General features: G+C 39.2%; 20 protein-coding genes. 6 read left to right on the top strand and 14 right to left on the bottom strand.

Annotation, left to right across the window (positions count from 1 at the left end; all coding sequences use genetic code 11):
- From AC06G9_RS11510 to AC06G9_RS11485, 6 genes are all read right to left on the bottom strand, one after another.
- The gene (locus AC06G9_RS11510; RefSeq protein WP_480956210.1) at nucleotides 1-882 is read right to left on the bottom strand and encodes an MbnP family protein; all 882 of its coding nucleotides are present in this window, start codon (nucleotides 880-882) and stop codon (nucleotides 1-3) included.
- Entirely contained in the window at nucleotides 879-1,976 is a 1,098-nt protein-coding gene (locus AC06G9_RS11505; RefSeq protein WP_480956209.1) for a cytochrome-c peroxidase, read from the bottom strand. Before AC06G9_RS11505 ends, AC06G9_RS11510 begins: the two co-directional genes overlap by 4 nt.
- A gap of 1 nt (nucleotide 1,977) precedes the next feature.
- Complete coding sequence (locus AC06G9_RS11500) at nucleotides 1,978-2,844, bottom strand: MbnP family protein (RefSeq protein WP_480956208.1); 867 nt, start codon at nucleotides 2,842-2,844, stop codon at nucleotides 1,978-1,980.
- 42 nt (nucleotides 2,845-2,886) lie between these two features.
- Nucleotides 2,887-3,732: a FixH family protein gene (locus tag AC06G9_RS11495; RefSeq protein WP_480956207.1), complete on the bottom strand. Its 846-nt coding sequence runs from the start codon at nucleotides 3,730-3,732 to the stop codon at nucleotides 2,887-2,889.
- Nucleotides 3,733-3,762: 30 nt separating this feature from the next.
- On the bottom strand, nucleotides 3,763-4,422 hold the full coding sequence (locus tag AC06G9_RS11490) for an SCO family protein (RefSeq protein WP_434443092.1): 660 nt from the start codon (nucleotides 4,420-4,422) through the stop codon (nucleotides 3,763-3,765).
- Between the two features lie 192 nt (nucleotides 4,423-4,614).
- Complete coding sequence (locus tag AC06G9_RS11485; protein WP_480956206.1) at nucleotides 4,615-4,920, bottom strand: hypothetical protein; 306 nt, start codon at nucleotides 4,918-4,920, stop codon at nucleotides 4,615-4,617.
- Between the two features lie 282 nt (nucleotides 4,921-5,202).
- Here AC06G9_RS11485 and AC06G9_RS11480 point away from each other — a divergent pair, with 282 nt between their 5' ends.
- Complete coding sequence (locus AC06G9_RS11480; RefSeq protein ID WP_094772184.1) at nucleotides 5,203-5,829, top strand: hypothetical protein; 627 nt, start codon at nucleotides 5,203-5,205, stop codon at nucleotides 5,827-5,829.
- A 53-nt stretch (nucleotides 5,830-5,882) separates the two neighbouring features.
- On the opposite strand, the gene AC06G9_RS11475 is transcribed toward AC06G9_RS11480, so the two are convergent.
- The 7 genes from AC06G9_RS11475 to AC06G9_RS11445 all read right to left on the bottom strand — a co-directional run bounded on the left by AC06G9_RS11475 (nucleotide 5,883) and on the right by AC06G9_RS11445 (nucleotide 16,927).
- Nucleotides 5,883-6,827, bottom strand: coding sequence for a HEAT repeat domain-containing protein (locus AC06G9_RS11475; RefSeq protein WP_480956205.1), 945 nt, complete (start codon nucleotides 6,825-6,827; stop codon nucleotides 5,883-5,885).
- Nucleotides 6,724-8,109 (bottom strand): hypothetical protein, encoded by a 1,386-nt coding sequence (locus AC06G9_RS11470; RefSeq protein WP_480956204.1) that lies wholly within the window; start codon nucleotides 8,107-8,109, stop codon nucleotides 6,724-6,726. Before AC06G9_RS11470 ends, AC06G9_RS11475 begins: the two co-directional genes overlap by 104 nt.
- Before the next feature lie 32 nt (nucleotides 8,110-8,141).
- Nucleotides 8,142-9,704, bottom strand: a complete 1,563-nt coding sequence (locus AC06G9_RS11465) for a DUF6850 family outer membrane beta-barrel protein (protein ID WP_480956203.1) — start codon at nucleotides 9,702-9,704, stop codon at nucleotides 8,142-8,144.
- 5 nt (nucleotides 9,705-9,709) lie between these two features.
- Nucleotides 9,710-10,912 carry a DUF4876 domain-containing protein gene (locus AC06G9_RS11460; protein ID WP_480956202.1) on the bottom strand — a complete coding sequence of 401 codons (1,203 nt, stop codon included), beginning with the start codon at nucleotides 10,910-10,912 and terminating at the stop codon, nucleotides 9,710-9,712.
- 6 nt (nucleotides 10,913-10,918) lie between these two features.
- Complete coding sequence (locus AC06G9_RS11455) at nucleotides 10,919-13,690, bottom strand: TonB-dependent receptor (protein ID WP_480956201.1); 2,772 nt, start codon at nucleotides 13,688-13,690, stop codon at nucleotides 10,919-10,921.
- A 776-nt stretch (nucleotides 13,691-14,466) separates the two neighbouring features.
- Entirely contained in the window at nucleotides 14,467-15,168 is a 702-nt protein-coding gene (locus AC06G9_RS11450; protein ID WP_480956200.1) for a hypothetical protein, read from the bottom strand.
- A gap of 10 nt (nucleotides 15,169-15,178) precedes the next feature.
- On the bottom strand, nucleotides 15,179-16,927 hold the full coding sequence (locus AC06G9_RS11445) for a hypothetical protein (RefSeq protein WP_480956199.1): 1,749 nt from the start codon (nucleotides 16,925-16,927) through the stop codon (nucleotides 15,179-15,181).
- Nucleotides 16,928-17,576: 649 nt separating this feature from the next.
- On the opposite strand from AC06G9_RS11445, the gene AC06G9_RS11440 reads away from it, so the two are divergent.
- The gene (locus AC06G9_RS11440) at nucleotides 17,577-17,999 is read left to right on the top strand and encodes an organic hydroperoxide resistance protein (protein WP_248753627.1); all 423 of its coding nucleotides are present in this window, start codon (nucleotides 17,577-17,579) and stop codon (nucleotides 17,997-17,999) included.
- Nucleotides 18,000-18,082: 83 nt separating this feature from the next.
- Here the strand turns inward: AC06G9_RS11440 and AC06G9_RS11435 are convergent, their stop codons facing one another.
- Complete coding sequence (locus AC06G9_RS11435) at nucleotides 18,083-18,631, bottom strand: hypothetical protein (protein ID WP_248753628.1); 549 nt, start codon at nucleotides 18,629-18,631, stop codon at nucleotides 18,083-18,085.
- 453 nt (nucleotides 18,632-19,084) lie between these two features.
- On the opposite strand from AC06G9_RS11435, the gene AC06G9_RS11430 reads away from it, so the two are divergent.
- From AC06G9_RS11430 to AC06G9_RS11415, 4 genes are all read left to right on the top strand, one after another.
- On the top strand, nucleotides 19,085-19,957 hold the full coding sequence (locus tag AC06G9_RS11430; RefSeq protein WP_480956198.1) for a phosphatase PAP2 family protein: 873 nt from the start codon (nucleotides 19,085-19,087) through the stop codon (nucleotides 19,955-19,957).
- Entirely contained in the window at nucleotides 19,938-21,464 is a 1,527-nt protein-coding gene (eptA, locus tag AC06G9_RS11425; RefSeq protein ID WP_480956197.1) for a phosphoethanolamine--lipid A transferase EptA, read from the top strand. Before AC06G9_RS11430 ends, eptA begins: the two co-directional genes overlap by 20 nt.
- Before the next feature lie 154 nt (nucleotides 21,465-21,618).
- A complete protein-coding gene (locus AC06G9_RS11420) occupies nucleotides 21,619-25,533 on the top strand; it encodes a response regulator (RefSeq protein ID WP_480956196.1) in 3,915 nt (1,304 codons plus the stop codon).
- 1 nt (nucleotide 25,534) lies between these two features.
- Nucleotides 25,535-25,888, top strand: coding sequence for a response regulator transcription factor (locus AC06G9_RS11415; protein ID WP_346569606.1), 354 nt, complete (start codon nucleotides 25,535-25,537; stop codon nucleotides 25,886-25,888).
- Nucleotides 25,889-25,895: the final 7 nt, after the last annotated feature.

Genomic DNA, 25,895 nt, shown 5'->3' with positions numbered 1-25,895 from the left:
TTATAATTCATCTTCACTTTTCACAAAATTTTCGGTATGATCATGTGTGAAAAAATGCGGGAAATTGTTTGCAATATTCACACTGTATTCACTGAACATGACATTGGGATGCTCCACAATACTGAAGGTGTGTGGACCATTGAATATTTTCATGATATCGACAAATAGGTGGACGTTACTGCGTAAACCTTCTCTCACTTGTGCTGTTCCTGCATTTTTCAGATCGACTGTAATGGTCTTGATATTGTTCAAGGTGGGGGCATTGTAACCTCCAAACCCACCGATATGGTATTTGAACTGTTTATTTCCAGTGGGATCTCCCTGTTGATTGTCGGAGATCAAATCGCAGTAACCTTCCATCTTAAAGAAGATATAACCGCTGTTCCATCCCCAGTACATACCTCCTCCTTCGTGACCTTCTTCTGGATTAAAGGATAGTACGCCAGTTCGTTTTTCTACAGGCATCGAACTTCTTGCACTGTCTACACCGATGACAAATTCAACTTTTTCATAGTTGCCTTCTGGCACTTTTACTTTGGTGAAACGTGTGGTACGATCAGCTGCGTTGACTAAAAAATAACTGTCATCCTGAGGTACTGTATAGCTGCTGCCGTCTGCTTTATAGAGCTTGATATTGCTGATGAAATATTGCAACAATTTAATTCTAAAGGATTCTCCTTTCGCATTTTTATAAACTCGGGGTTCGAAACTCAAAGTTTCTTCGCCCATTATATTGTCAAATTCGATAGAGAATTGTCCAGTTTTTTCCTCATCGGGGGTAGGTGATTCAGTTTTACTACATGCTCCTGTTATTGTTAATAGCAGGATTATCATCGCTGTAAGAACGGTTCTACTGCCTACATTTGTTTTGTCTTTTTTCATTTCTTATTTGGATTAGAAAAAGTTATTTCATTTAAAAATATATCGTCTGTCAATGCTTCTAGAAATGATTTTATATCTGTCATTTCTTTATCGCTCATTGCTATGCCAGGATTTTCATTTTGATCGTAAAGAAGTCGGTCTGTGACCGGACTATGCTTAATACCGGATCTGTAATGTTGTAATACCTGATCAAGCGATGTAAATCTTCCATCGTGCATATATGGGGCAGAGCGTGTTACGCTTCTTAGTGTTGGTGTCTTAAAGGCTCCGAGATCTACTGGATTAAAAGATATGCGATAACGTCCGCGATGTATCCATTCGTTGGAGTCATCGGTAAAGTCATCGTCAATACCGTTATTATGGAAAGCATTGTCGGTGAACAGTTCACCACTATGGCATGTCCCACATTTTTGTTTTACAAGATGCATTCCACGTAGTTCCCCTGCGGAAAGGGCTTTCAAATCTTGCCCACTTCGATAACTGTCATAACGTGAACTGGCCGATATCAAGGTTCGCTGGAATTGCGCCAATGCTTTTGCGGCACCCTGTGCTGATGGCTTTTCATTAAAAGCTTGCTGAAATAAGTTGACGTAAAATTCACTAGCCATCAGCCGGTTGGCCAGAGTGACTAAGGACATTCCCATTTCATCGGCATGTGTAAGCGGTCCAAAGGCCTGTGATTCTAGATTTGTTGCACCACCGTCCCAAAAAAATCCTTGATCAGCCCATGCTAGATTAATCAATGTCGGAGAATGCCGCTCAAGTGTTTTTCCTGATACACCTGCAGCCGTAAGTGCCACTCCATCTGCAAATGCTCGTTCTTGGTGATGACAGCTTGCACAGCTTACCTGCATATTTGCAGATAACAAGGGATCATAAAAAAGATGACGACCTAGATTTACTCCTTCAACCGTCAGGGGGTTGTCGAGCATCTTTGTTGGTGCCGGAAAATGGCCCGGGACTTTTAGCATCAAAGGAGTAGGAGTTTGATCCGGTTGCGGATTGTCCACTTGTACTTTACTACATGAGATCGTGCACAAGCTTAATACTATGCTTGTGAAAACTCCTACTTTTAGTCCTTTGCCTATCATCATATTATTTTGCTATAGCAGTCGAACTTGTGCTTTTTAAGGTGATGGCCTTGGTAAGCAGATTGTCTTTTAACTGTGTCATGAGCTCCTTTTTGGATGCGCTGATCAACCTGTTGGACCATGGGTTTTCGATATCGATTACTTTTTTGACATCCAATTCTAAGTTGATATTTGATTTCATCTGCGCATTAATAGTGATCGCTTTATCTAGTTTAATTTCTTTCTCCGTATAGAGATTGTTTGAAGCGAAGTCCCAAAAGAATGTTTGTGAAGCAGGAGCTTCCGGAGTTGCTTTTACCCAGGTCATTTTTCCATTTACCACAAAAAACTTATAACTGGTGAACCACATCCAATTTTCAAAAGCCATACCATTTAAGGAGGATAATTCGCCAGCACGTAGGGTTAAATTATCGTTGTATTTTGAATCTACTCCGACAGCAAATTTTATAGCAGTATAATCACCTGCTGGTATAGAACTTATCTGCACCTGTTCTCTTTTATTTGCAGGATATTTTTTGTCAAATGATCCCTCTTGTACAGGAATTTCGACATTTTCTTCGATGAGGTAGTAGGATTCTGGTACTTTGAATTCTTCGCCAGCAGCATTGACTAAACGAAAGTTGCTCACCCAGTAGCGCAGTTGGCTGAACTCATATTTTAGATCAAACTGACCAGTAGCATTGCTGAGTTTAAAATCATATGCTTTGTTCAATTCGAAGTCAGCGTCACCATATCGTGCATCAAAAACCAATGTTGTACTTCCTGGGCCAGAATCAACCGAAGTTTGAACAATTGTTTCTTTTTCACATGCTGTCAATAATAGGATGCAGGAAAATAGGCTTAATGCTCCCTTTTTTGAATAGTTTTTCATTTTATTATGTTATAATTTGTTTTGTTAAATTTTTAATCGCTTTTATTTGATTTTGATAGGATAGACCAAACTATCTTGTGATACTGTTTCCCCATTTTTCAAAAGCTTAACTTTGATAACCCAGTCTCCAGACATCGTGAAATTGACTAAGCCGGAATAACGGCCATTTCCCTTGCTTTCAGCATCTTTATTCTCTGGAGAGCCATGTTTCATAGCAGGCATAAAAGGTTCTATTGCTATGGTATATCCATCTAGATTGGTGAAGGTCTCTTTGTCCATTTTGTGTAAGGCAAATTCGATATTGTGCTTACCTGATTCGACCTCATTAGGAATTAAACAGGATACGAATACGCGATCATCTGCCGTTGTTCCTGTAGCTATAGTGCGGGGTATAGTCGCTTGTTGTACTGGGAGGGCAAAAGTCAAGGTATCTGTTTTATCTTTTCCTTTGAGTAAAGTTTTGAATAACCATCCTCTCCCCATATCCTTCATATTGGCCATGATAAATACCATATCAGCTTGAAAAATGCCGTTTCCTTTGTTGACTAGAGCGTCATAAGGTCCACCATGGGACATCATTCCCATATCCATTGTGATTTCGTAATTTACTTCCTGGTCATTTATTGGATTTCCTTTTCCATCTTCTAATCTCAAGTATAGGCTTTCAAATTTATTGGTTAGACTATCTGGTGTCCAGAGTGATACTTGATGACCTGCAAAGGTTGTGTCTCCAAGCATGATCATATTGGAAAGATCTATGCTATTTGAAGCATGTTTATTTTCTGACTGTGTTGCAGTTGATTTCGTCATATTATTGCAGCCGTAGAAAGATGTCTGTACTAGAATTAATGTGATGTAAAGGATGGTTATTTTTATTATACGCTTCATAATTGTTTTTATTAATGTTGTTGAAGTAAGTTATCGTTGATCCAATAATTGTTGAATATCTTGTATGGCAACTTTTACGGAGTCCATCTCAATACCACTGTAGACACCTCTTATATGCCCTTTTCCATCTACGAGTGTAAATACACCACTATGATCAAAACCACCTGGTGCATCTGGGCTTTCTGTGGCAAATGAGAAATAACCTGCGGCTCCCGCAATGTCATATACTGTTGCTTTTGGGCCATTGACAAATTTCCATAGGTCTGGTGCGCCCAGTTTTTGAGCATAGGTTTTTAAAACCGATGGCGTATCATGATCTGGATCTATGGTATGCGAAAGGATGGCAAAACGTGACTCGTTCTGAAAATGTTTGGCTACCTCAAGCATGTGTTTGGACATGATCGGGCAGATGGTAGGGCAGCGGGTGAAAAAGAAATCGGCAAGATATATTTTACCTTTTAAATCTTCATTGCTGATCCAGTTACTATCTTGATCCACAAAACGAAATTGGGGTATACGATGATAGCTTGTATCACTTTGTGCAATACCATCTTTTGAAGTGGAAATGATTTCTTTCTCCCCTAAAATGGGCAGTTCTTTATTTTGGCTAGATGATGCGCATCCTACCATACCCATGAACAGCGCAATAGATGCACAGCCAAGAAATATATGCTTATGTTTTGATAACATTTATGTTGATGTTATGATTAATGGTTCTGTATATGGCTAACCTGTGCAACACTTGTAGCTCATAAATGAGTACGATGTAGCGGAGCGATTCAAAATAATGAATAGCGTGTACTGGATAGCCTGTTCAGGTATCAATTAATGCTGTGAAATGAAAAGTCTTTGATGACAGATGATGTCAATTGTTTTGTTCAATTAAGCGGAAAAGAGGGGTGGGTGGAAGATTGTTTCTGCGAAAAGGAAAGTATAGCTCATCTCTTGAGGGTAGTGCTTAATAATACGTCGTGCTATGCGATTATTTTTTGGAAACTCGAAGGTATCAAGATGATGAATAGAAGCCAACTGTTCTAAGTTAACAGTTGCCTGTTTTGCTTCTTTTTCAGCCTGCTTCTTCAGTTTTTTCATGAGCACACATTGACCTTTACAATGCATGGTAGGTTTATCAATGTTTTCACACGATTTGAGATATTCTTTTGTGTTTAATTTGTAATCAACGAGCATACCTATTCTACTAAACGTCTGGAATAAGAACGTTAGCAGGAGTAAGAATATGGTCAATTGTTTCAAATCAGTCTAATTTTTTACAAATATACTGCCCTATGATCGATTGCAGTTTTGATTTTCGTGCACATATTATTGTATTTCGGCACTTTCGGGCTAGAAGTAAGTTATCAACTGTTAAACTGCTAAAAAAACGATAAATTATAACCGGTATAAGCACTGATTTTATGTAGAAAATCTTATCTTTGTTTAGAATCAATCTACATAAATATCAAAACAAAAATGAAGAAAATTATCGTTCTATTGTTGTTAGCGCTTGGTAGCGGAAGTCTTAGCATGGCACAACAAAAAGCAAAAAGAGAAGTACTGCCTGCAGAAGTTCAAATTAAGATAGCAGTACAGGCTGCACCTACCGAGTTTAGAGAAGGGGCTCAAGTATATGGTTATGATAGTGAAGGAAAGTTTGTTGTTTTAAGACCGGGTACCAATGATTATATCTGCTTAGCGCCAGATTATAAACTTCCGATGCTATACGCGTATGCGTATCCAAAAAGTTTGGAACCATTTATGGCTAGAGGTAGAGCATTGATTGCGGAAGGAAAACGTAGAGAGCGCGATGATATTCGCGAACAGGAATTTAAAGCTGGTAAATTGATCATACCACAACAGCCGACGATGCTATACGCTTATTGGGGTTCTTTGGAACAGCTTAATAAAGAAACGGGAGAGATGGCCGATGCAAAACGCCGTTATGTCCTGTATGTTCCTTTTGCGAAAGCTGCAGATCTAGGTATGGCAAGTAAACCAACTGTTCCGGGTATTCCATGGTTGATGGATGAGGGTAGTTACAAAGCACACATTATGATTAATCCCGCAGATATGGGACATTCGCACGGACCTGCAAAATAAATTTTTGAGCATAAAAAAGAGCAGCCTTTTGTCAGGCTGCTCTTTTTTTTATGTTACTTCTTTTCTTTTTTCATGACATGTTTAGTCTTGAGTGCTTGATCTTTTACTGCTTGAGGAACTTTATCGTCCTTCAGGAGCTGATCGCAAGTAGTGAAGATGGCTTCTCTTTGATATGAAAGGGGAAACCAGCTCATTGCTTCTAATGCTGTGATGCGGATCGTTTCGGATTCAGTTGGATCTGCAATCAGCGTGAGCACCGTGGGTACTAAACGATGGAAACGGTAAAGTCGTAATGTGGTGATCTCGCCAATACGTTCTTTCTCGGTCTGTTTTTTGTCGAGTATGTTGGCTTTCATTTTTTCTACCTTGGTGCTGTTATAATCAATATCTTTCAAAAGCTGATCACTTAAGTTGGCTGCATTATAGATGCTCTTATTTTGACGCACTTGATTTTCAATTTCTTTTTTCAGCAATTCGGGATTGAAAAATGTCATGTTTGTTCTCAATCGATAGTTTATACGTTCGGAATGCGGGTCACTAACGTAGAATGCAATCAGATCTTTTGCAAAATCATCGCCACCAAATTCTCCTAAATCATAGACAGCTCTACGTCTGATAAATTCGTAAGAATCATTTTTTGCAGCATGTAATACTTCAAAATATGGCTCGTTTTCAAAGTTTCTAAGCAATGCAAATGCTTGCATTCGTGTCGTTTCGAAAGGTGAGTTAAAGTAGGTGTTTTTTAAGATCTGCGCCACCTCAGATTCGGGCAACTGTTTTTGTAGATAAACAAGAGCTAATGACTGGAGGTCGGCATCATTTTCTTTCAATAAATTTTTCCAGTATGCCGTTTTTCCTCCGCTAACGATCGCATGATTGAGCTCTTGGCTTCTTTTACTTGTAAAATGAAAAGTAGGGTCGCCGAGGATATGGGTCTCGAGATAAGCAATGTGTTTGAACCAGTTGCCTACACGGACTCCATGTTGCAAAGTACCCATCAGCTTCTGCTGGCCACAAATCTTGCAATACGCCAATACTATTGGCAATGGCAGCAACATTTTTATTGTCCGAGAAGGGATAATAGCCCGCTAAGTAATTGTCCAGGTGGAAAGAACCGGTCAAACACGAATTGAGGTATACCAATCGTGCTTGTATATCGGCATCTTTGACATCCCATATTTGAACGTCCAAGTTGTCATTGAAAACCGAGTCTGAATCCATTACCGCTTTTTCAAAGGCATTGGTCATCCATTTATCTGAAACTCCCAATGAGGTCTTGAAATTTTCCTTTACTTGTTCGACATCTCTTCCATCTTCTTTTGCAGCTCTAATTTTAGAACGTAAATAGCGTCCAACGTTTTCCATAGAGGGCTGTGGATTGGATGCTAATGGATAACCATTGATCAATTGCAGTGTTGCTGTTCCATGTCCGGTCATAAATGCGAAATCAAGTCCTTCACGTTTTAATTCGCGGAGTAAATTGTATTTCATAAAGTCAGCGTTTCTGAAATTCAAAAACTTGATGGAATTTCCGGGTTTGTACAGATCTGGAAATTGTGATTTCAGCGCCAGTACATCACCTGCAAATGAGTTCATCGAATTGGAGTTATAGCCATGACCGGTAGAGGCTACCATATCATTAAGCGGGTTGTTCTCTTCACGCAATGTTACCAATTTATGGAGGTAAGACTTGATCTTTTGCGTGGCATCTTCACCTTTTTCAACAGGTGGTTTGATACGGGCAGAGTAGATGTCCATCTCGATGTATTGTGGCGATGTACCATTGAGACTGTAGTAATAATAGTGGGTACGTCCTTTTGCTGTATCTTGTTTTACGAAATCCAGCTGGAGATCAAAATCATCGTAGTATCGGTCGGACGGTACGGATGATTTATCCCATCTTATTTTTTGATTCATCTTGAAAGCAGATGTCAGGTACTGCGCATCACGGATCATGACGATGGGAATATCGCCAACTAGGACTGTTCCTTCAAGCGGTTGCTTACCTTTATAGAGCTGCTGAAGCTGCTCGCGGATCTGCTCGGGTTTGTCCCAGTTATGTGCTATGATGTAGGTACCTAATCCATCTTTTTCGATGGATTGGCGATAAGCCATAACTTCAGCACGTGCACTTTCAAAAGTTTTGCTGTCAATAACAATTGCAAAGCTTGTTTTTGATTGTACAGATGGACGGATCAATTCCTGGCCGTAGCTATAGGCGACGGCAGCGAAAGAACTGAGCAGTAAGACTGCTTTTTTTATTTTAATGGTATTCATCATGTCTATTTTTACAGATCTATTTTGAGTGTAAGTTAAAATGTATTAATGCCAATTGATAATTGTGTCAGGTATCGGTTGTCTCCTTTTTGAATCATACCGCTGTTATTCATTGCGCTGCTGATCAGTCCGGTAGCTTTTATGTAAAGCTGATTTTCTCTTTTTCCAAAGGGTTTCAACTGGTACTTGATTTGGGCTTCATTTGTCCAGGTATTGACCTTGTTGTAATCGTGCATGGGAAGAAATACTTCATGGGCAACAAAATTACTGGAGTAGGATTTGTCGGTGTACAAAATGTCATCATGAACAAGAAAGTCATAGGCAGATTTAAGCTGCAGGGACAGGGCTCTTTTGTTTGACAATGGATAGCGTTTATCAAAGCTCAGATCCAGATTGATTTTATCGATCAGCTGTTTGTTCTTTGGGTTGGCATACCTATTATCGAGACTATGATAAGTGGCAGTACCTGTTAACCACCAATCTACCTGTCCATCTTTTCTTTCTTTACTCAATAAATAGGAGAGACGGGTATTGTTTCTTAGCATGGTGCTCATGATACTGGAGTATACGGTCTCATACTGTTTCGTATCGGGGTTTTGTATTTGATGGTACTCCGTATTGTCCATGTCTTTTAATGTCCACGTTATTCCGATCTGATGGGAAGTTCTATTTATTTTCCAATCGAAGTAAGAAGATGCCTGATATTGTTTAAAAGCGTGTTTTCCTGCTTGCTGTAAGTAGATGCTCCCATCTGTGACATCCTCGTATCCATTGCGGTAGTCCAAGTTTATTGTCCATTGTTTTCCGGCACTGCGATGAACGTAATCCACTGCTCCGCCCCATGTGCGGCCTTCATAGGTACGATTATAACCTACCGTTAAGATATAGGGTGCACTATTCTGGTACTCACCGGCTCCTAATAAGCGGTATAAATTAAACTGACGGTTTTTTCCAACTGTTTCTATACTCAGATCTTCTTTATAGAAAAGGTAATGTCCTGTAAGCCCAACGATATTTTGATCATCAAGTTTATACGTGATGCTGGGCGACAGGCTGAGGTTACTGGTATTGTCAAGTGGCCGTGGATCTTTCTGCCGAGCTCCGGTCTGCATATCGTACTGAATACGGATACCCGCATTCATTCGATCATGTGCAAATGTCGGCGTAGCGACCTGAAGCTGTAAGCCATATTTTTGTTTCTTCCAATCAGCAGATAGTGAATCGATCAGTTGATAAGGGTTGTCACGGTAGGGATCGTTGTGTGCTGTGAGTCCCACTTCTTTGTCTTTGCTGGATTGAAAATTGAAATGACCATAGAAGGTCCAGTCGTTGAGACGCTGATAGCGGGCTGACGAAAAATTGACTCCCTGGGTTGACTTTGAGCTGTAGGGCGAACGCAAGTCTCCACCTTTATAGTACGCGCCAATTTCATTTTCTCCCTCTAATGGAAGGGTCATATAGCGTAATAGTGCCGCATTGGAACTTTTGAGTAGGGGTTCTTTGATTTTAAAATAATCGTATGTTGGTACTGTTTGTGCCGTAGCAACATGACCAAGACCGAGTATCAGATATATGCTGGCAAATAGGTTCTTTTTCATGATTACTATTTAATTTTTCTTGGTGTTGGATTGTTGTTTACTTCAAAATCTTCGGATGAATTGTTGGTATCCATGAGTACAGCCCGTTGTCCGATTGTACTTTTAACTTTCCGGATGACCGATCTGCCGGAATTAGCCACTCCGACGTAAGTCAGTCCGGCATCTACCGTTTCGGGCAATCGTTTCTTGTCCATCGTGATGGTCAAATTGCCGACGCAATCTACGGCGTCGAGCACCGCGCTCACTGGTACCTGTAGAAAACGTGTTGTACCGCTTACATTAGGTTCTGTCATCGAGGGGAAATCAGCTACTGCAGCATCTCTGAATAAAACTAATCCTGCACCATTGATCCCAATATTCCAGTCAAATCCAGCAGTGGTGTTATAATATTGATGGATCATGTTAGGGACATCGGGGTTGTCGGTATCCCGAATATTAGTACCGGTAGGATTGAAGTAGGTTTCAAAGTCAGCCACACCTTTTCCAAGGTCGGTAGGGGAATTGGGGTTGCCGTTTGGATCTGTTTTGTGATTGAGTGCTGTTACCGCAATGACAATAGATGCTCCAGGCTCTACTGGATAATCTTGACCTGAGCCAGGAACCATCCACGCTTGTGCGAGGTAAACATAGTTTTTGTCGGGATAGAATCCATAGACAGAATTGGCAGATGTTTTCGTATTTCCTACCACCAGACTATCGGCATATAGCAACGCTGTGCTATTGTTGTATATTTCGATGAAGCCATCATAGAGATAGTTGGTACCTGCAGGAGTTTTTGATCCGGTATAGTAGAATTCCTTGATCACAAATCCGCCCGCAATACTTCCCGTTAATTGGATCGTACTGGTTGCCGCTTCGGTGATCCGAAGGGTCGGGATGTTGCCATTGCAGAAGATTTCTTCGGCAATACCTACCAGTTGTTCTGCTTCTGCAGGGTTGATGGTTTTGGAAGCAGTGACCGTATAGATACCGGGGGTGATATCCGTAATACGGATACGTCCTTCACTATCGGATCTGTATTCTTCACTGGCGCCAGTAATGCTATTTTTAAGTGTGACTTTGACCTCGCTTGCCAACTTTGTGCTGTAATTTTCGGGATAATGTACGGTAAAATTATAGTCCAATGTATCGTAGCTGTAATAGTCTTTACGACAGGAAGTCAGCAAGAATAAGAGGCCGCTTAGGATCAGTATGTGAATGTTTTTCATGTCAGTTTAGAATTTAATCGTTATTTCTGTTCCGTAGAACATGCTGATATTACGTTTCGAATATTCTTGTGGATATCGCGTGCTCGCTTGTAATGGACGATGGTTGAATACATTGTTGGCGTAGAATGAAAAGCCCATGTTATTGGCAAATTCTTTTGTAATCTTGAGATTGAAGAGCCAGAGTGGTTTCCAGCTTTCGGCTTTGAAATAACCATCATTTAAACTGAGGTAAATATCGCGATCTGCTTCTGTGATGGATTGGCGTTCGGCTTCTGTAAAATAAGTGATCTGAGGTGAACTGCCGGCAGCACCTACCGGGATGTAACCAACAGGTATGCTGGAATAATGGAGATATTGATGTTTATCTTTCCAGATGGTCTGTGCGGTAGCGGTAATGATAAATCTAAATTCTGGGATGTTATGTATCGCCCTTAAAGTGGTGACAAATCGCTCTTGCTGCATACCTCTTGCTTCAAATACACCAATTCTTTTGAGGGGCATATTAGGCGCATTTTGCAGTAGGATATACGGATTAGCGGTCGTTAATTTCGTGGACAGGTATGCCCCATTTAAAACAAATGAAGTACGGATATTGTCGAATCGGCCAAAATCAAGATCAAACTCGATTCCTTTATTGAGGATATTACGATCATTGCTCGGGGCGTTGAATGTTGAAACAATGACGCTTTCGCCAACATCGGTGCTAAGTACAGGAGGCTGACCTACGGGTGACTCGATGACAGTATAGGTTGGAATGGAGAAAAATTTGACACTATTGAGGTTGGTGTTCATCTCATAACCGTTCTTGGTCTCTTCATAGTATCCCGTTACTGAAAATCGTTTTTTACCGCGCGTATAATCCAGTCCCAATTCTTTTTTTGTGGCTTTTGCAATCTTCAAATCTGGATTTGCGGTATCAAAAACCCGTGTGCTGATGATGGCCATTGCCTCTACAGGATTTTCCTTATAATGATTTAAGCTGAATGCGTCATAATAAGCGCGATCTGGATAAAGATAGAGGAGGCTAGGCGATTTTGCAGTCATACCATATCCACCGCGAATGGTAAAGTCTTTGATGAATTCATAGGAAGCATTTATTCTCGGGGCCAGTACGGATTGCGATAAACTTCCGAAAGGCTGTATCTGATCCCAACGTACTCCTGCCTGTACATGTAGGTCACGATCAAAAATCTGCATGGAATAGCGATCTTCAAGATATACTCCAAATTGATTTAAGGAGGGGATATCTTTGTAAGAACGTGGTCTAAATCCTAATGGATCGGCTGTTCGGTAAGGATTGTTTGGGTCAACTGTTCGACCAGAGCCAAAGTTAGCATCTAGGCGATAGTCTGCTCCGAGAAGGAAACGGTGTGTACCTTCACCTGTTTTCAGGTAAAAATCATCGGACAGCTTGGCAAAGATGTTGAGAGGCTTGCCCTCGATCCATAACTGATTGAGAAATGTCGCCGGTAGATAAGGGACTTGCTGCGTTACATTTTCAGTAGCCGTACTATTAGCTGACACACTGAGGGTGTTTAAACGTTGCTGATATCCTTTTTGTAAACTGTAGTTACCCGATAGGGTATAATTAAGGTTGCGGGCAAACTGCTTGTTTAATTTCCATTTACCATTGGTTGAAAACTGGTAAGCGTAATTCTGTGCCTTATTGATGATCTGTTCTACTTGATAATCAGGATCTACTTTGTTATCATCGAGGTTCATGCCGAAGGAGAATGTCGTATTGGAATATAGCGGACGTTCTTTTCCAAAGGTATTGGTATACTGCATGGACCCGGTCATGCGTTCGTAAGCAGAATAAGCAGTTATTTGGTTGTCGTAGGCCTTTGTAAAATCCAGATCGACAAATAAATTTCCTCTATTTTTTCCGAGGCTAAAACCTTGGCCAGCCCAGAACTGCGTGAGTTTGGGATTGAGTCTGGCTTTTACCTGTAAGGGTTCTACACCGGCTTTGGTACTGACAAGTATAGCTCCGGAGGTAAGATCCCCGTATTCAACAGACGGAATACCACGTATGACTTCTACCGATTCAATGTTGTCTGCTGAAAGTTGACGCATGTCTGTACCCATACCACTGGATGTAGAAAAACCAGCAAGTACACCGGAGGTGACCGTGTTCATGGACTGGAGGTTGGCGTTGTTAGACTGCGGCGCACCATTGACAATGACCGATGTACCCATGGAACTCATATTGTCGCCGGGAGAAGCGGCATCGCCTGAATATTGGCGAATACTAGTTTTATTGGGGTTTGTGAAGCTTGGATTGGAGACTATCGCTCCCGGTAACAGCTGTAGGATCTCGCCCAAATGTGTTGCCTGCATATGCTCGATCGCCTTACGGGAAATCACTGTTGAAGTGGCACCATCTCTACGTTGTTCTTTTCCAACAACAACGACATCTTTTAGGGTAATGCTGTTTTCTGTCAACAGAAACTGAAGCTCAGTGGTTGGAAAGCTAATTTTTTGTTGTTCTTCCAGCATACCGAGATATTGTACAACTACGGTATAAGTACCTTTTGGAATTTTAGAGAAAGAGAATTTGCCCGATGCATCGGTTTTACTGTATAAACCCAGTTCTAAAATTTGAACGGTGGCTCCATCTAGAGGATCTTTATTGCTGTTTCGTCTCACAGTTCCTGTGAGATTTTGTTGTTGCGGCGATAGCTTTGTTTCTATTGATGCGGACTGTTGGGCCATTGAATCATCAATAAAAGTGGTTTGCAAAGATAAAAGCGCAAAGAAAAGGATAGGTTTTCTCATTGTACTCGTAGTTCAGGATAAGTTAATATTGTGCATGTTAGTGCAGATTATAGGTGATGTGCCAGCAAAGATAAGTAAAATCTTTTTATTTAGAAGCTGTCTAAATAAAAAGATTTGTCATTTATATGTCGGCTTTACATTTCTCTGACGATTGACAAGAAAGCTCTGAAAGGATGATTCTAGATGGTGTTTTGATCGTTTAGTTGTTTAATCACAAATAATTCATCGAATAGGCAAGAACATCTGCTATTGAAGCTTAAGCTTTTTATATGCAATAGGAACTTGCTTCTTATCCTTTAAATACTGATACTATTGAGGTTGTTTGCATGGATCATTCGTGTTTATCATAAAAAAATGTAGGAATTATTAAAGTCCCTAACATCATTTTTACAACTTAAATTAAACAATATGGAGGTCATATTTTTCTTTCTCATAACATGGAATCAAAAAAAAATCTTTCCAAATTTTTTTGGAAAGATTTTTATAACCGTATTTATTTTTAAATATTTTATAAAGTATTAACCTCCCATTTTGAATAAATAATGACGATGACCATAGCGTTAATTAAGATGTTAATATTAATCTGTCTTACATTGTTCATGATAAAAGGTAATTTTTGACCTCCTCTAAACAAAAGAAGCCGTTCTACTTACGCAAAACGGCTTTTTTTGATTTATATAAACTCTTATATTGGTGAATTTAAGAAAGATGTTATTTACTGTAAGCAAGTAATTTTATGTTTCATTGCATACATTTAAATGTTAACAAGCCATATATTATGGTGTGAGTTTATAACGCAATCCTAATCCCATACGAAGTCCAGTCCAATCAATTTTACTATCTCTCATCTCACTGCTTTTGCCAGGTATTTCAGCATGATAACCAATACCAAGGTTAGCACCCAAAGATTTTATAAAATTCCATTGTACACCAACATAAGGTGTAACCGAAAAACCCATTGATTTGGATTCAACAATATGCTTTTTATCCATTTCCTTTCGACCCGATTGAGTTTCGTAATATCCATCTGAAGTAATATTATTGATGGTTACTGCAGGAGAAATCTCCGCAAAAAGGGATAAATTCTTGTCTTGTCCTTGATTGGTTTGGAAGAAGTAATTTCGATATAAAGCTCCGATACCATAAGCGTTTGCATTCAAATTATAAGCAATCTCGCCGGAATAATCCGAATAAGCCAATCGACCACCTGTTGATAAATATGTGATATTGATACCATAGTCACTATTTTTGACGGAATATGTCACTTCACCATAATTGGTATAATGATTGGGGAAATTGTCGGTAACTGAAATAGGTACGGGATAATCTAATTTAATTCCACTTTGAATGACATTCAAGAATGAACTCATTTCGGACATTTTATAATTACCAATGCCAAATCTATAGCCAAACCCAATTTGTGCCATTGAGGTTATAGTCATCAGTAACAATGTAATACTTAATATTAGTTTTTTCATGATTTTTAGGCTATTGGCCAATATTGACATAATTGTTGTTAAGAATAATGTTGTTGTTTAAAAGTTTAGCTTCGAAAGGATGGAAGTAGAGACCTGTTGTCAGGCTAAAAACAATACTGCTATATTTACTATCCATAACGTTGATAAGCGAATTAGAAGAGAAATTCTCATCTTTAAACAATATTTTTCCAGTAAATTTATCAAAACATATAAATTCTCCAGGCACCTTTTTAATTACTTTTAAACTTGGTAATTCACAAATTGAAAAATAATTATCAAAGGATTGAAGAACAACCTGGTCTTGGATTAATGGGTGAAATTCAATAGCATTTCTCGTACGGCTCCCTGTTTTTTCGGCTATTAATGTATATTGATCATTTTCATATCTATAAATTTTGTACCAACCATTATTATAGCTCCCAGAACTTGTGGTATACCTGCCGTCCTCGGAAATACCAGGAAAGAACTGTCCGTTGGCTTCTCTTTTTTCACTCAACAATTTACCAGAGTTTAAATCATAAATTTCATAGTGATATAAATTATTGTTACCAACAAGGATTTTATCATCATTGGTCAAATAATAGACTGGAAAATCATCGCTAACATAAGTTCTAATTTTTTTGCTGAAAGTAAAATCTGAGTACACTTCGATTATTGGCTTAGTTTCATAAACTTCGCTTCTTAAATGAACTGCAACTTTTCCTGTCGCTTGAGAAACTTTAAAAGAACTGATATAATAAGGATATTGGACAAGATCCGGATTTTTACTTTTCATCACAAGATCATCAATTCCATAATTTCGAATTCCAAAACCATTTTTGTGACCTCTCATAGTAAGGATTGATTTGTTTTTAACGTCACCTTCAACCAAGATCAGATGCGCATTGTCTACTTCGGGATCACCGTATTTTTGCTCCTTAAAATAGTTGATAATCTTCGGGTATTTAGCGTAATCCCAGGTATCAGCTTTTTCTGGTAAAATATACAATTCATAATACTGTTCTTCTTGAAAAGGGAATGCTGGTCTGTATACCTCCGTATTATTTTCACCTAACGATATGGTTTGTGCATTTCCCTTCCATATGAGAACGTATTTATTTTCAATGCCATCCGGATGGGTCCATTGTATATCCAGATTTAAATTTTTTAAGGTTTTTGTTTTGAAGTAGTTACTGGTGAAAACTTTATATTTCACAGAGTAGAAATCCTCTTTTGGAGCAACTTTATTGCCTTTATATCTTGTGATTATTTTATACGTTCTAGCTCCATAGGAATAGTCATCATCGACAAAATTAGTTTTGCTTGGATCTGAAATTTTGTTAATAAAAATCTGATCTAAATTGTCGAAATTATAAATTTCATAACTTTCAATTTCAGCTCCTTCAAGATTTGGCTTGTTCCAATAGATTTCTAATTTCTTAGAAGAATTGATTCGTTGGTTAATATTCAAATTTATCTGGGGATTTACATATTTTATTGGATATATAAATTCAAAACTTGATTTCTCCTCGCCTAAAATTTCAGCTAAACTTCCAGTTCCTGAAGAAAGATTTACTTTTACTTTCAGTACATCAGAATCGTTTCCTGTAAGATCTGAGGGATCTAAACGCAATACCTCATTTTCGCCATTAATCAGTTTATTATTAAGATAAAATTCTTTTTTTGTAACAGCTCCAGGAGCGGCATTGATTGAATACATTAAATCAGTAGCACCATAGATGTAAATAGTTTGACCATTTGGCACGTCTGCGATATTCATGGTGGCCTTGACATCCTTGTCAGGTTGTTTAATTTCATGAAAATTTAGGTCTTGACTTTCATATTTACAGGAAATAAGACATAATAAATTAAAACATATGTATAGTTTAAAGATACATAGTAAGTTTTTGCGAAGCATATAGATTAATTGATGGTTTTTATTTGCTGCCAAAAATAACAAAAAATATTAACCTATTAATTCTATTTTTAATAAAATTTCACCTAATGATTTAAAAAATACTTTAGATTTAGAATCTTTCTGAAAACACCAAGTTTAGATTAGAGTAAATAACAGAAAAGAAATTGTCAAGCTACTAGAGTTCAGTGACTATGGTGGACCTCTTCACATTTGGTGTCAAAAATGTCCGCAAGGAACAACTTAGCGCAGTCGGCTATACATTTCACTGACTAATGACAATAATCCTTGGAAGCTCTTTTTTTTTAACCCGTTCGATTTGTCAGGCTGAAGTAAAAACCAATTGTATTGCTACAAACTATATTGTGCACAATATAAAATAGTGTACATTTGTTTCAAGCAATCAGATTTGAACTAGATCGTCCAGATGATCGAGCAGAAAGCAGAGGCTATCGTTGAAAATCTGGTTTGCTGTGCATTGGAATAAAAAGTAAAAACTAAAAAATAAATAAAGATGAAAACATTGTATACAATTGGTGCCCAAGCTACTGGCGGTAGAAATGGTCAAGTAAAAAGCGAAAACAATATCTTGGATCTGGAAGTGCGTATGCCAAAGGCACTGGGAGGAGCTAACGATGATTATGCTAATCCTGAAATGCTTTTTGCGGCGGGCTATGCAGCCTGTTTTGACAGTGCGCTGAATCTGGTCATCAAACAGGCTAAAGTACAAACCGGTGAAACTTCGGTAACGGCAAAAGTAAGCATCGGCCAATTAGAAAACGGTGGTTTTGGTTTGGCTGCAGCATTGCACGCCAATATCCCGGGGGTGAGTTTGGAAGAGGCACAAGCTTTGACCGAAAAGGCACACCAGATCTGTCCGTATTCAAATGCGACGCGTGGAAATATGGACGTTGAAATCCATGTCTCCAACCAATAGTCGGCATCAACCGTAGGATACTTTATAGCATAGAAATGGCCGCTCTAGAGCGGCCATTTCTATGTCATATCATCAACGAGCGACTAGTCCCAGTTGACATTGAGGTTGTTTTCTGTTGCAAATTCTTTACCTAATGCTAATAAAGAAGTGATTCTTTTCTCAAACTCGGCACTGTATTTTTGCTCGATAGCTGTCGAAATCTCTTCTTTCTGTTCCTGTGGCGCATGGGCATCACACAATTTTGCATAAGCGGTATATTCGTTTTTATATACCGGCAAGACAAATTCATATAGTGCTATGGCTTGCTCTTTAATCTCTTTTCTGCCATCATCATTGGCCGATAATGCCTCAAGATCTTTCAACACTTTCTCCAGATAGAGCACTTTGTTTTTGACCACCTCTGCTGCTTCATTACCATTTTTTTTACTGGAAGGAATATCGGGATATTCTACGCTATGGTCATGGAGCTGTTTGGTAAATGCAGGTGTGCCAAAATCTGTAATCATATTGGTATTTAAAATCGCGACACCAAAAAATTTATCTGCAGGTTCGGAACAGGATTGTAAGAACATAACTGATGTCAAGAGGAGGATGCATAATGGAGCAAATAACGATTTAAAGGTGCTTTTCATGTAATTTGTTTTTAGTTTCTTAATAAAATGATCTGTTTGATTTAAAAACAGGATTGTCTGCCAATGAAATCAAAAATTGAGCCATAGGCACGCTATAGGTTTACATCACTAGGGTAGTTCCTTCATTTTCTGTGTTTTTCAGTTCGAAAAATATTTTTTACTGTATAGCATCTTCTGTACGTACCTCAAAAAAATATACCCATATCAGGATATGGACTATTGTCCGTTTAACATGATGGGTGAAGTAGCATATAAGATCTTTGGAATTAAAATTGACCCTAACTGATTTCATTATTTTTCTTACCTTAATCCCGGGAACTAGGTTAACAACTTCATGGCGATGCGCTATCACTTTAATCGTGCAAAAAAAAATGAGGAAGATTTATTTGGTGTGTCGATAGGGATCGTGTCAAAAATATAAACAATCAAAACAGATCGATTAAAAGGTAAGGTATGTTAACGACATTTATGAAAGCAAATCATGCCCTAGACAGCAAGATGAATACTTTTGTTGCGGGTAATTGTTTGAAGTTCCGGAGCTCTTTATTTATTGCACCTATGTTGGTACTAGCCGGTATCATCTTGTTTCTTGATCTACATGATGCTTTAAATACAGTTGGGTATATCAACATTCAAAAACATTGTTTCTACTTTTTGAATGCTAGATTGTCCCAATTTCCTATCCTTATGTTTAATCTGACACAATTGGGAGATGAAATCATCATACTATCCCTGCTCAGTATATTTGTTCTGCTGGCACCAAAGCTCTGGGAGGCATTACTCACCGCTTCCTTGGTCTCCTGTATATTGTCCAGTATGTTAAAAAAAATATTTTCCATACCACGCCCTGCCGCAGTCTTTGACCACGATAGTTTTGTTATTATAGGCAAGACCCTCCATGGACATAATAGTTTGCCTTCAGGACATTCCATTACGGTTTTTACAGTACTTACCATTCTCCTTTTTGCCTTTATGCCGCAAAAGTTGATATACATGATCTTATGGTCTTTATTGATTATGGGGATAGGGCTGATTTTGGTCTTGACCCGGGTAGGCGTAGGGGCACATTATCCACTGGATACCATTATTGGTGCTGTGATCGGTTATCTGGCCGCACTTTCGGGTATTTTGATCAATAAACATTATAAAATCTGGAGCTGGATCAATAATAAATTCTATTATCCTATTTTTATCCTGTTTTTTGTGATCTGTGGCATTTGTATCATCAATAAGGCTGTGGATCATCATCTGTTTATATTTTATATGGCTTTGGCGAGTTTAATCATTTCTTTATACAAAATTATCCATGTTTACGTTAAAAAATAAGTTGAAGATCGCTCATTTTGCTTTATTGATGAGTGTTCTGAATTTTTTATTCTTTCATTATGCATTTTTCACCTTTGTTTTTGCGTATGTAGATTACCATAGTTTCAGCGGAATGGTACTCATCATCAGCCTGGTCGTTCTCATGCTTGTCCTCAATGCCTTAGTTTTTTATATCATTTGTTATCTTTCCCATTATGTTGGCAAGTTTTTATTGATCCTATTTTTCAATATCAATGCAGTAGCGGTTTATTTTATCAATACCTATGGGGTCATGATCGATAAAACAATGGTCGGCAATATTCTCAATACCAATTATGCCGAATCCAGTAGCTTCTTTTCAATAAAGCTGCTGTTATATCTACTTATCCTCGGGATCCTTCCGAGTATTTACATCATTCAAGTCAACATCGTCAAAGTCACGTGGAAGAAATTTACCATAACAGCTTCCCTAAGTTTATTATTTGTTCTTGCATTGATCTTGGCCAATGCAAGCAACTGGCTATGGATTGACAAAAATTCCAAAACCTTAGGTGCGCTGGCCATGCCATGGTCTTATTCTGTCAATACCATCCTTTTTTACAGCGATCGATATAAGAGTCATGAAAAGGAAATTTTGCTGCCAGATGCAGTCGTTGGAGATCGGCAGAAATCGGTGGTGGTTTTGGTCATTGGCGAATCGGCAAGACGGGCTAATTTTTCGTTATATGGTTACAGTAAAAATACCAATCCCTTGCTTTCCAAAGTACCCAATTTATATCATTTTGATGCAAATTCCTCTGCCACTTACACCACAGCAGGTGTAAAATCGATTTTGGAACATACCGATACGGATAAGTTGTATGAGATCTTGCCCAATTATTTATATCGAAACGATGTGGATGTCGTGTGGAGAACTTCCAATTGGGGCGAACCCCCTGTCCATATCAAAACCTATCAAAAGACCGAAGCTTTAATGCCACATTGTAAGGGCGAAGGATGTAACTATGACGAGGTATTGCTGTCGGGTCTGAAGGAACAGATTTTGGCAAGCAAAAAGAACAAGGTATTGGTTATATTGCATACCAGTACCAGTCATGGTCCAACTTACAATACCAAATATCCAGCTCGTTTTGAAGTTTTTAAGCCCGTATGTAAAAGTGTTGATTTAGGTAAATGTTCGCAAGCAGAGCTGATCAATGCTTATGACAATACCATTGTCTATACCGATTATATGCTTGCAAAAATCATTGACGATCTAAAGCAGTTGAAAGACTATCAGAGCGCAATGATGTTTGTGTCGGATCATGGTGAGTCTTTAGGAGAAAAAAACTTATACATGCACGGGGTGCCGATGAGCATCGCTCCGAAAGAACAGTATGAGATCCCATTTATCGTATGGGTATCCGATGGTTCAAAAATGGTGAAGCCCAATAAAATATTATCTCAAAACCACGTGTTTCACAGTGTGTTAAAATTCTTAAATGTACATAGTCCAGTTTACGATGAAGGGATGAGTATTTTTAAATAGTTTTTTTTTATAAATGGATAATATCTTAGTAGAATATTGCTATAAATTATTATTTAAAATTAACGCTATTTTTCCTATCTTGTCTGTATAAAAGGTTAAATGTTTTTATTATTTTCACCAATTAAAACTAAAACATCTATTTATTTTATAAGGTATGGAAAACTACCCGGTTCCGGCAAACGAAATGGAACGTATTCGTCAGCTAAGATCACATGAACTTTTGGGATTGGGGAAGGATCCCGATCTTGACGTTTTTGCTCAGGCGGCTTGTCTTATTGCAGACTGTCCTGCTTCGCTGATCGCGATGATGGAGGAGGATACGCAGCGGATACAGAGTTGTGTCGGGATGGAATTGGATACCGTTGAGCGACGTCATACGGTGTGCCAGTACACCATTATGAGTAAAGAACTTCTGGTCATAACAGACACGCTCGATGATCCGCGATCATCAGCCAATCCGCTGATCCGTGAAGGAAATATTCGTTTTTATGCTGGTGTTCCTTTATTGGATGATGAAGGATATGCTTTAGGAACGATCTGCGTCATTGATTTTGAGCCCAAATCACTGAGCGAGAAACAGGTGGATTCTTTGGAGCAGTTAGGAAAAGCGGTTACAAAAATTTTATTGAGCAAAAGACGAAAGATACAAGCGGGCTATTTTGAAGAGATTTTTCATCTGACCAACAATCTGATCTGTGTTTTAGATAGCCAGTACCTGATCAAGGAGGTCAATCCTGCTTTTGCAGAACTCGTAGAAGTGGAGAAATCGCAAATCTTGGGCACTTCTTTTCTCACCTTGCTGCAACATAACGCCAAAGATTTTCAAGAATGCTTGTATGAAATCGCCGAATCGCACCAGGGTGTGCCCTGCACAACTGTACTACCACAGGCGGATGGTAACGATATCATTATTGAATGGTTCTTTAAGTATGATGCCAATACGGGTGAAATATTTGCTTTTGGTCGCAATGTGACCCAGGAGCGCGAAGAGCAACAGAAGCTGGAGAATTCGGAACGCCGTTTTCGGAATTTCTTTGAAAATGGCATCGGTCTGATGAGTATGCATGACCTGGAAGGAAATATACTGGAGGTCAATGAAAAAGGTCGTACTCTGCTCAGATACTCCAAGGAGGAGGTCAATAGTCTCAATCTCAGACAGCTCGTCCCGCAGCACCATCTGTCAGGTCTGCAGGGTTACCTAGAACGGATCAAATCTAATGGTGAGGATTCGGGCATGATGATTCTAAAATCAAAAACGGGTGAAAAAATCTACTGGCTTTACCATAATATGCTGGAAAAAGATGTGGACGGCAAGACGTATGTGGTGAGCACTGCGCTCAATATGACGGAGCGTATACAGCTGGAGAATGATCTGATCCATACCAAGCAAATCCTGGAGCAGACCAATGCCGTGGCACAGGTCGGTGGATGGGAAATGAATCTGGAAGAAAATAAAGTGTTTTGGTCAAATTCTACGAAATTGATCCATGGTGTGGGGCATGATTTTATGCCTGATTTTGAACATGCTATCGGTTTTTATGAAGAAGAAAGCCAAGCAAAAATCACCGAGATATTTAATAAATCGATCATTGATGGCTCTACCTATGATGTCGAATTGCGACTCAAAAAAGCAAGTGGTGAAGTCATATGGGTTCGTGTAAAGGGTATTCCCGAATTTGAAAAGGGAATCTGTAAGCGTGTGTTTGGTATCATCCAAGATATAGACCAGAGCAAAAATGTATATCTCCAGTTGGCACGCAAGGAAGCGATGCTACAGGCATTTGTCGATTATGTTCCTGCCTGTGTAGCGATGTTTGACCGCGACCTGCGCTATGTTTCAGTCAGTCACCAATGGGTAGACGATTTTCATAAAGATGAAGAAAGGATTTTAGATCAGCATCTTTTTGAACTCTTTCCCAATATCCCAGAAAGTAGAAAGAAAATTTATTATGATGCGCTAAATGGGGACCCGTATAAGAATGTGGATGAATTGATCGATGTAGAAGGACAATCGGGACCGCAGCACTTCAATTGGGAGGTCAGACCATGGCACCTTGCTGATGGCAGTATCGGAGGAATCATCATTTTTACGCAAAATATTACTGAATCCGTTCAGGTCAATCTGGAGCTCAAGCAGGCGAAAAAATTAGCCGATCTGGCTAGTCAAGCAAAATCAGAATTTTTGGCCAACATGAGCCATGAAATCAGAACCCCTCTGAATGGGGTCATTGGATTTTCGGATCTGCTGCTCAAGACTCCGCTCAACGATGTCCAAAAACAATACCTCAACTACATCAATGAATCGGGTAGCAGTCTATTGAATATCATCAATGATATCCTTGATTTTTCAAAAATTGAATCGGGTAAACTGGAACTGTACATTGACAAATCCAATGTGTATGATCTGGCACATCAGGTGATCAATGTGGTTCTATATCAGGCACAACGAAAGGATATCGAGCTCTTATTGAATATTGAACAAGGTCTGCCGCAATCGATCTGGATCGATGAAGCCCGATTAAAGCAGGTACTGATCAACTTGCTGGGCAATGCCGTTAAATTTACCGAAAAAGGAGAAATTGAACTGAAGGTCGAAAAATTGGACAGTGGCAATGACAAACTCAAGTTGCGTTTTTCTGTTCGCGATACAGGTATCGGCATCCCCATCGAAAAACAGCAACGTATTTTTGATGCTTTTACACAAGAAGACAGTTCGGTAAGCAAGCGTTATGGGGGTACTGGATTGGGACTTACGATTTCCAATAATTTATTGAAATATATGGGCAGCAAATTGTGCTTGGAGAGCGAGTATAATAAAGGATCTGATTTTTATTTTGAAGTGGATATGCCCTATGAAGAAGGAGACTTAGAAGAGGAGGATGACCTTGCGCTGAGCCGGATCTTGGTGGTGGACGACAATGCCAACAACCGCACCATCATACAACATATGTTGACCTACAAAAAGATTGAATCTGTACTCGCTGAGAATGGTTTAGCTGCTTTACAGCTCTTGATGAGTGGCGAACGATTTGATGTTATTTTGATGGACTACCATATGCCGATTTTGTCAGGCTTGGAGACGATTGAAAAGATCAAAGAGCTCTTTTACAAACAAGGAGAAAGTATCCCATTGATTGTGTTGCACACGTCTTCAGAAGAACATGAGGTGATTTCAGCATTTCGTCAGGAAGAACGTTCATTTTGTCTCTTAAAACCCATTCGATCGGAAGAACTGTATGTTACCCTGCGAAGAGCGATCAAACAAAGTAAAATTGATCCTAAATTGGATAAATTAACCGAATCGTTGCCTAATTCAACGATTTATGAGCAACGTGCAAGGGTGCTTTTAGCAGATGACAATTCCGTCAATATGGCGCTCAACAAAAGGATCATGAACCTAATTATGCCCAATGCTGAGCTTATCGAAGTGTCGAATGGTAAGGACGCAGTTTATCAATGTATGGAATATCATTTTGACCTGATTTTGATGGATGTACAAATGCCTGAGATGGATGGTGTAGAAGCAACTCAAGAAATTCGTCTGCTTGAAGGTTACCAAGATATTCCTATTATCGGGATTACAGCGGGTAACATTCGTGGTGAAAGAGAAAGATGCCTAGAAGCGGGAATGTCAGATTTTCTTCCGAAACCTTTACGACAACAAGAGCTGTATGCTGTGCTGCAGAATTTTATTGAAACTACGCCCATTGAGGATCAAAGCGATATGGGAATGGATGGACGAGTAGATATCCAGGCACTGGCTGAGCGGATCGATGACGATCCTAGCTTTAAATCTTTCTTTCTTAATCTGGTGATCAAAGAGCTGCAGCAGGCAACGACGCAACTCAAAAGCGCCAGAGCAGCTGATGACAGTCAACATATGCGTATTGTGCTGCATAAATTGAGGGGCACAACTTCTACCGCGGGTTTAATCAAACTGGCGAAGCTAACGACCGATATGGAAAAAGAATTGACATCGATCGCACTATCTCTGCCTTTGTTGGATCAGATCGAGCGAGAAATTGAAATTGGAATATATTTAATAACTAAACTTTTAAACGAGCAATAGTATGTTGATTTTAATTGCTGAAGATGACGAATTGATCTTGCGCACGATCGAACATAAACTGGTAAAAGAGGGCCATACTGTTATTTTGACACGAAATGGCAAGGAGGCAATCGAAAAAATACAAGAGCTGGATATTGATCTTGTGGTGACCGATATCATGATGCCTTTTGCCTCTGGAATAGAAATTCTTTCGGCGATCCGATCATTTGGCAAAAAAACTCCTGTCATCGTGCTTTCGAGCATGGGGCAGGAAGAAGTCGTGATCGATGCGTTTGATCTGGGAGCTGCGGATTTTATGGTCAAGCCTTTCAGTCCAAACGAGCTGCTTTTGCGTATCAAACGTTTAAAAAGTTAATCTATAC

The organism is Sphingobacterium sp. MAE (assembly GCF_056711605.1).
This window is presented reverse-complemented; position numbering and strand designations above follow the sequence as displayed.

Excerpts from the sequence above, each read along its gene's own strand:
- AC06G9_RS11455 (WP_480956201.1), bottom strand. The coding sequence starts at position 13,690 with ATGAGAAAACCTATCCTTTTCTTTGCGCTTTTATCTTTGCAAACCACT.
- AC06G9_RS11500 (WP_480956208.1), bottom strand. The coding sequence starts at position 2,844 with ATGAAAAACTATTCAAAAAAGGGAGCATTAAGCCTATTTTCCTGCATC.
- AC06G9_RS11450 (WP_480956200.1), bottom strand. The coding sequence starts at position 15,168 with ATGAAAAAACTAATATTAAGTATTACATTGTTACTGATGACTATAACC.
- AC06G9_RS11480 (WP_094772184.1), top strand. The coding sequence starts at position 5,203 with ATGAAGAAAATTATCGTTCTATTGTTGTTAGCGCTTGGTAGCGGAAGT.
- eptA (WP_480956197.1), top strand. The coding sequence starts at position 19,938 with ATGTTTACGTTAAAAAATAAGTTGAAGATCGCTCATTTTGCTTTATTG.
- AC06G9_RS11430 (WP_480956198.1), top strand. The coding sequence starts at position 19,085 with ATGTTAACGACATTTATGAAAGCAAATCATGCCCTAGACAGCAAGATG.
- AC06G9_RS11490 (WP_434443092.1), bottom strand. The coding sequence starts at position 4,422 with ATGTTATCAAAACATAAGCATATATTTCTTGGCTGTGCATCTATTGCG.
- AC06G9_RS11495 (WP_480956207.1), bottom strand. The coding sequence starts at position 3,732 with ATGAAGCGTATAATAAAAATAACCATCCTTTACATCACATTAATTCTA.
- AC06G9_RS11435 (WP_248753628.1), bottom strand. The coding sequence starts at position 18,631 with ATGAAAAGCACCTTTAAATCGTTATTTGCTCCATTATGCATCCTCCTC.
- AC06G9_RS11420 (WP_480956196.1), top strand. The coding sequence starts at position 21,619 with ATGGAAAACTACCCGGTTCCGGCAAACGAAATGGAACGTATTCGTCAG.
- AC06G9_RS11440 (WP_248753627.1), top strand. The coding sequence starts at position 17,577 with ATGAAAACATTGTATACAATTGGTGCCCAAGCTACTGGCGGTAGAAAT.
- AC06G9_RS11475 (WP_480956205.1), bottom strand. The coding sequence starts at position 6,827 with ATGGGTACTTTGCAACATGGAGTCCGTGTAGGCAACTGGTTCAAACAC.
- AC06G9_RS11485 (WP_480956206.1), bottom strand. The coding sequence starts at position 4,920 with ATGCTCGTTGATTACAAATTAAACACAAAAGAATATCTCAAATCGTGT.
- AC06G9_RS11470 (WP_480956204.1), bottom strand. The coding sequence starts at position 8,109 with ATGATGAATACCATTAAAATAAAAAAAGCAGTCTTACTGCTCAGTTCT.
- AC06G9_RS11460 (WP_480956202.1), bottom strand. The coding sequence starts at position 10,912 with ATGAAAAACATTCACATACTGATCCTAAGCGGCCTCTTATTCTTGCTG.
- AC06G9_RS11510 (WP_480956210.1), bottom strand. The coding sequence starts at position 882 with ATGAAAAAAGACAAAACAAATGTAGGCAGTAGAACCGTTCTTACAGCG.
- AC06G9_RS11445 (WP_480956199.1), bottom strand. The coding sequence starts at position 16,927 with ATGAATATCGCAGACGTGCCAAATGGTCAAACTATTTACATCTATGGT.
- AC06G9_RS11505 (WP_480956209.1), bottom strand. The coding sequence starts at position 1,976 with ATGATGATAGGCAAAGGACTAAAAGTAGGAGTTTTCACAAGCATAGTA.
- AC06G9_RS11465 (WP_480956203.1), bottom strand. The coding sequence starts at position 9,704 with ATGAAAAAGAACCTATTTGCCAGCATATATCTGATACTCGGTCTTGGT.
- AC06G9_RS11415 (WP_346569606.1), top strand. The coding sequence starts at position 25,535 with ATGTTGATTTTAATTGCTGAAGATGACGAATTGATCTTGCGCACGATC.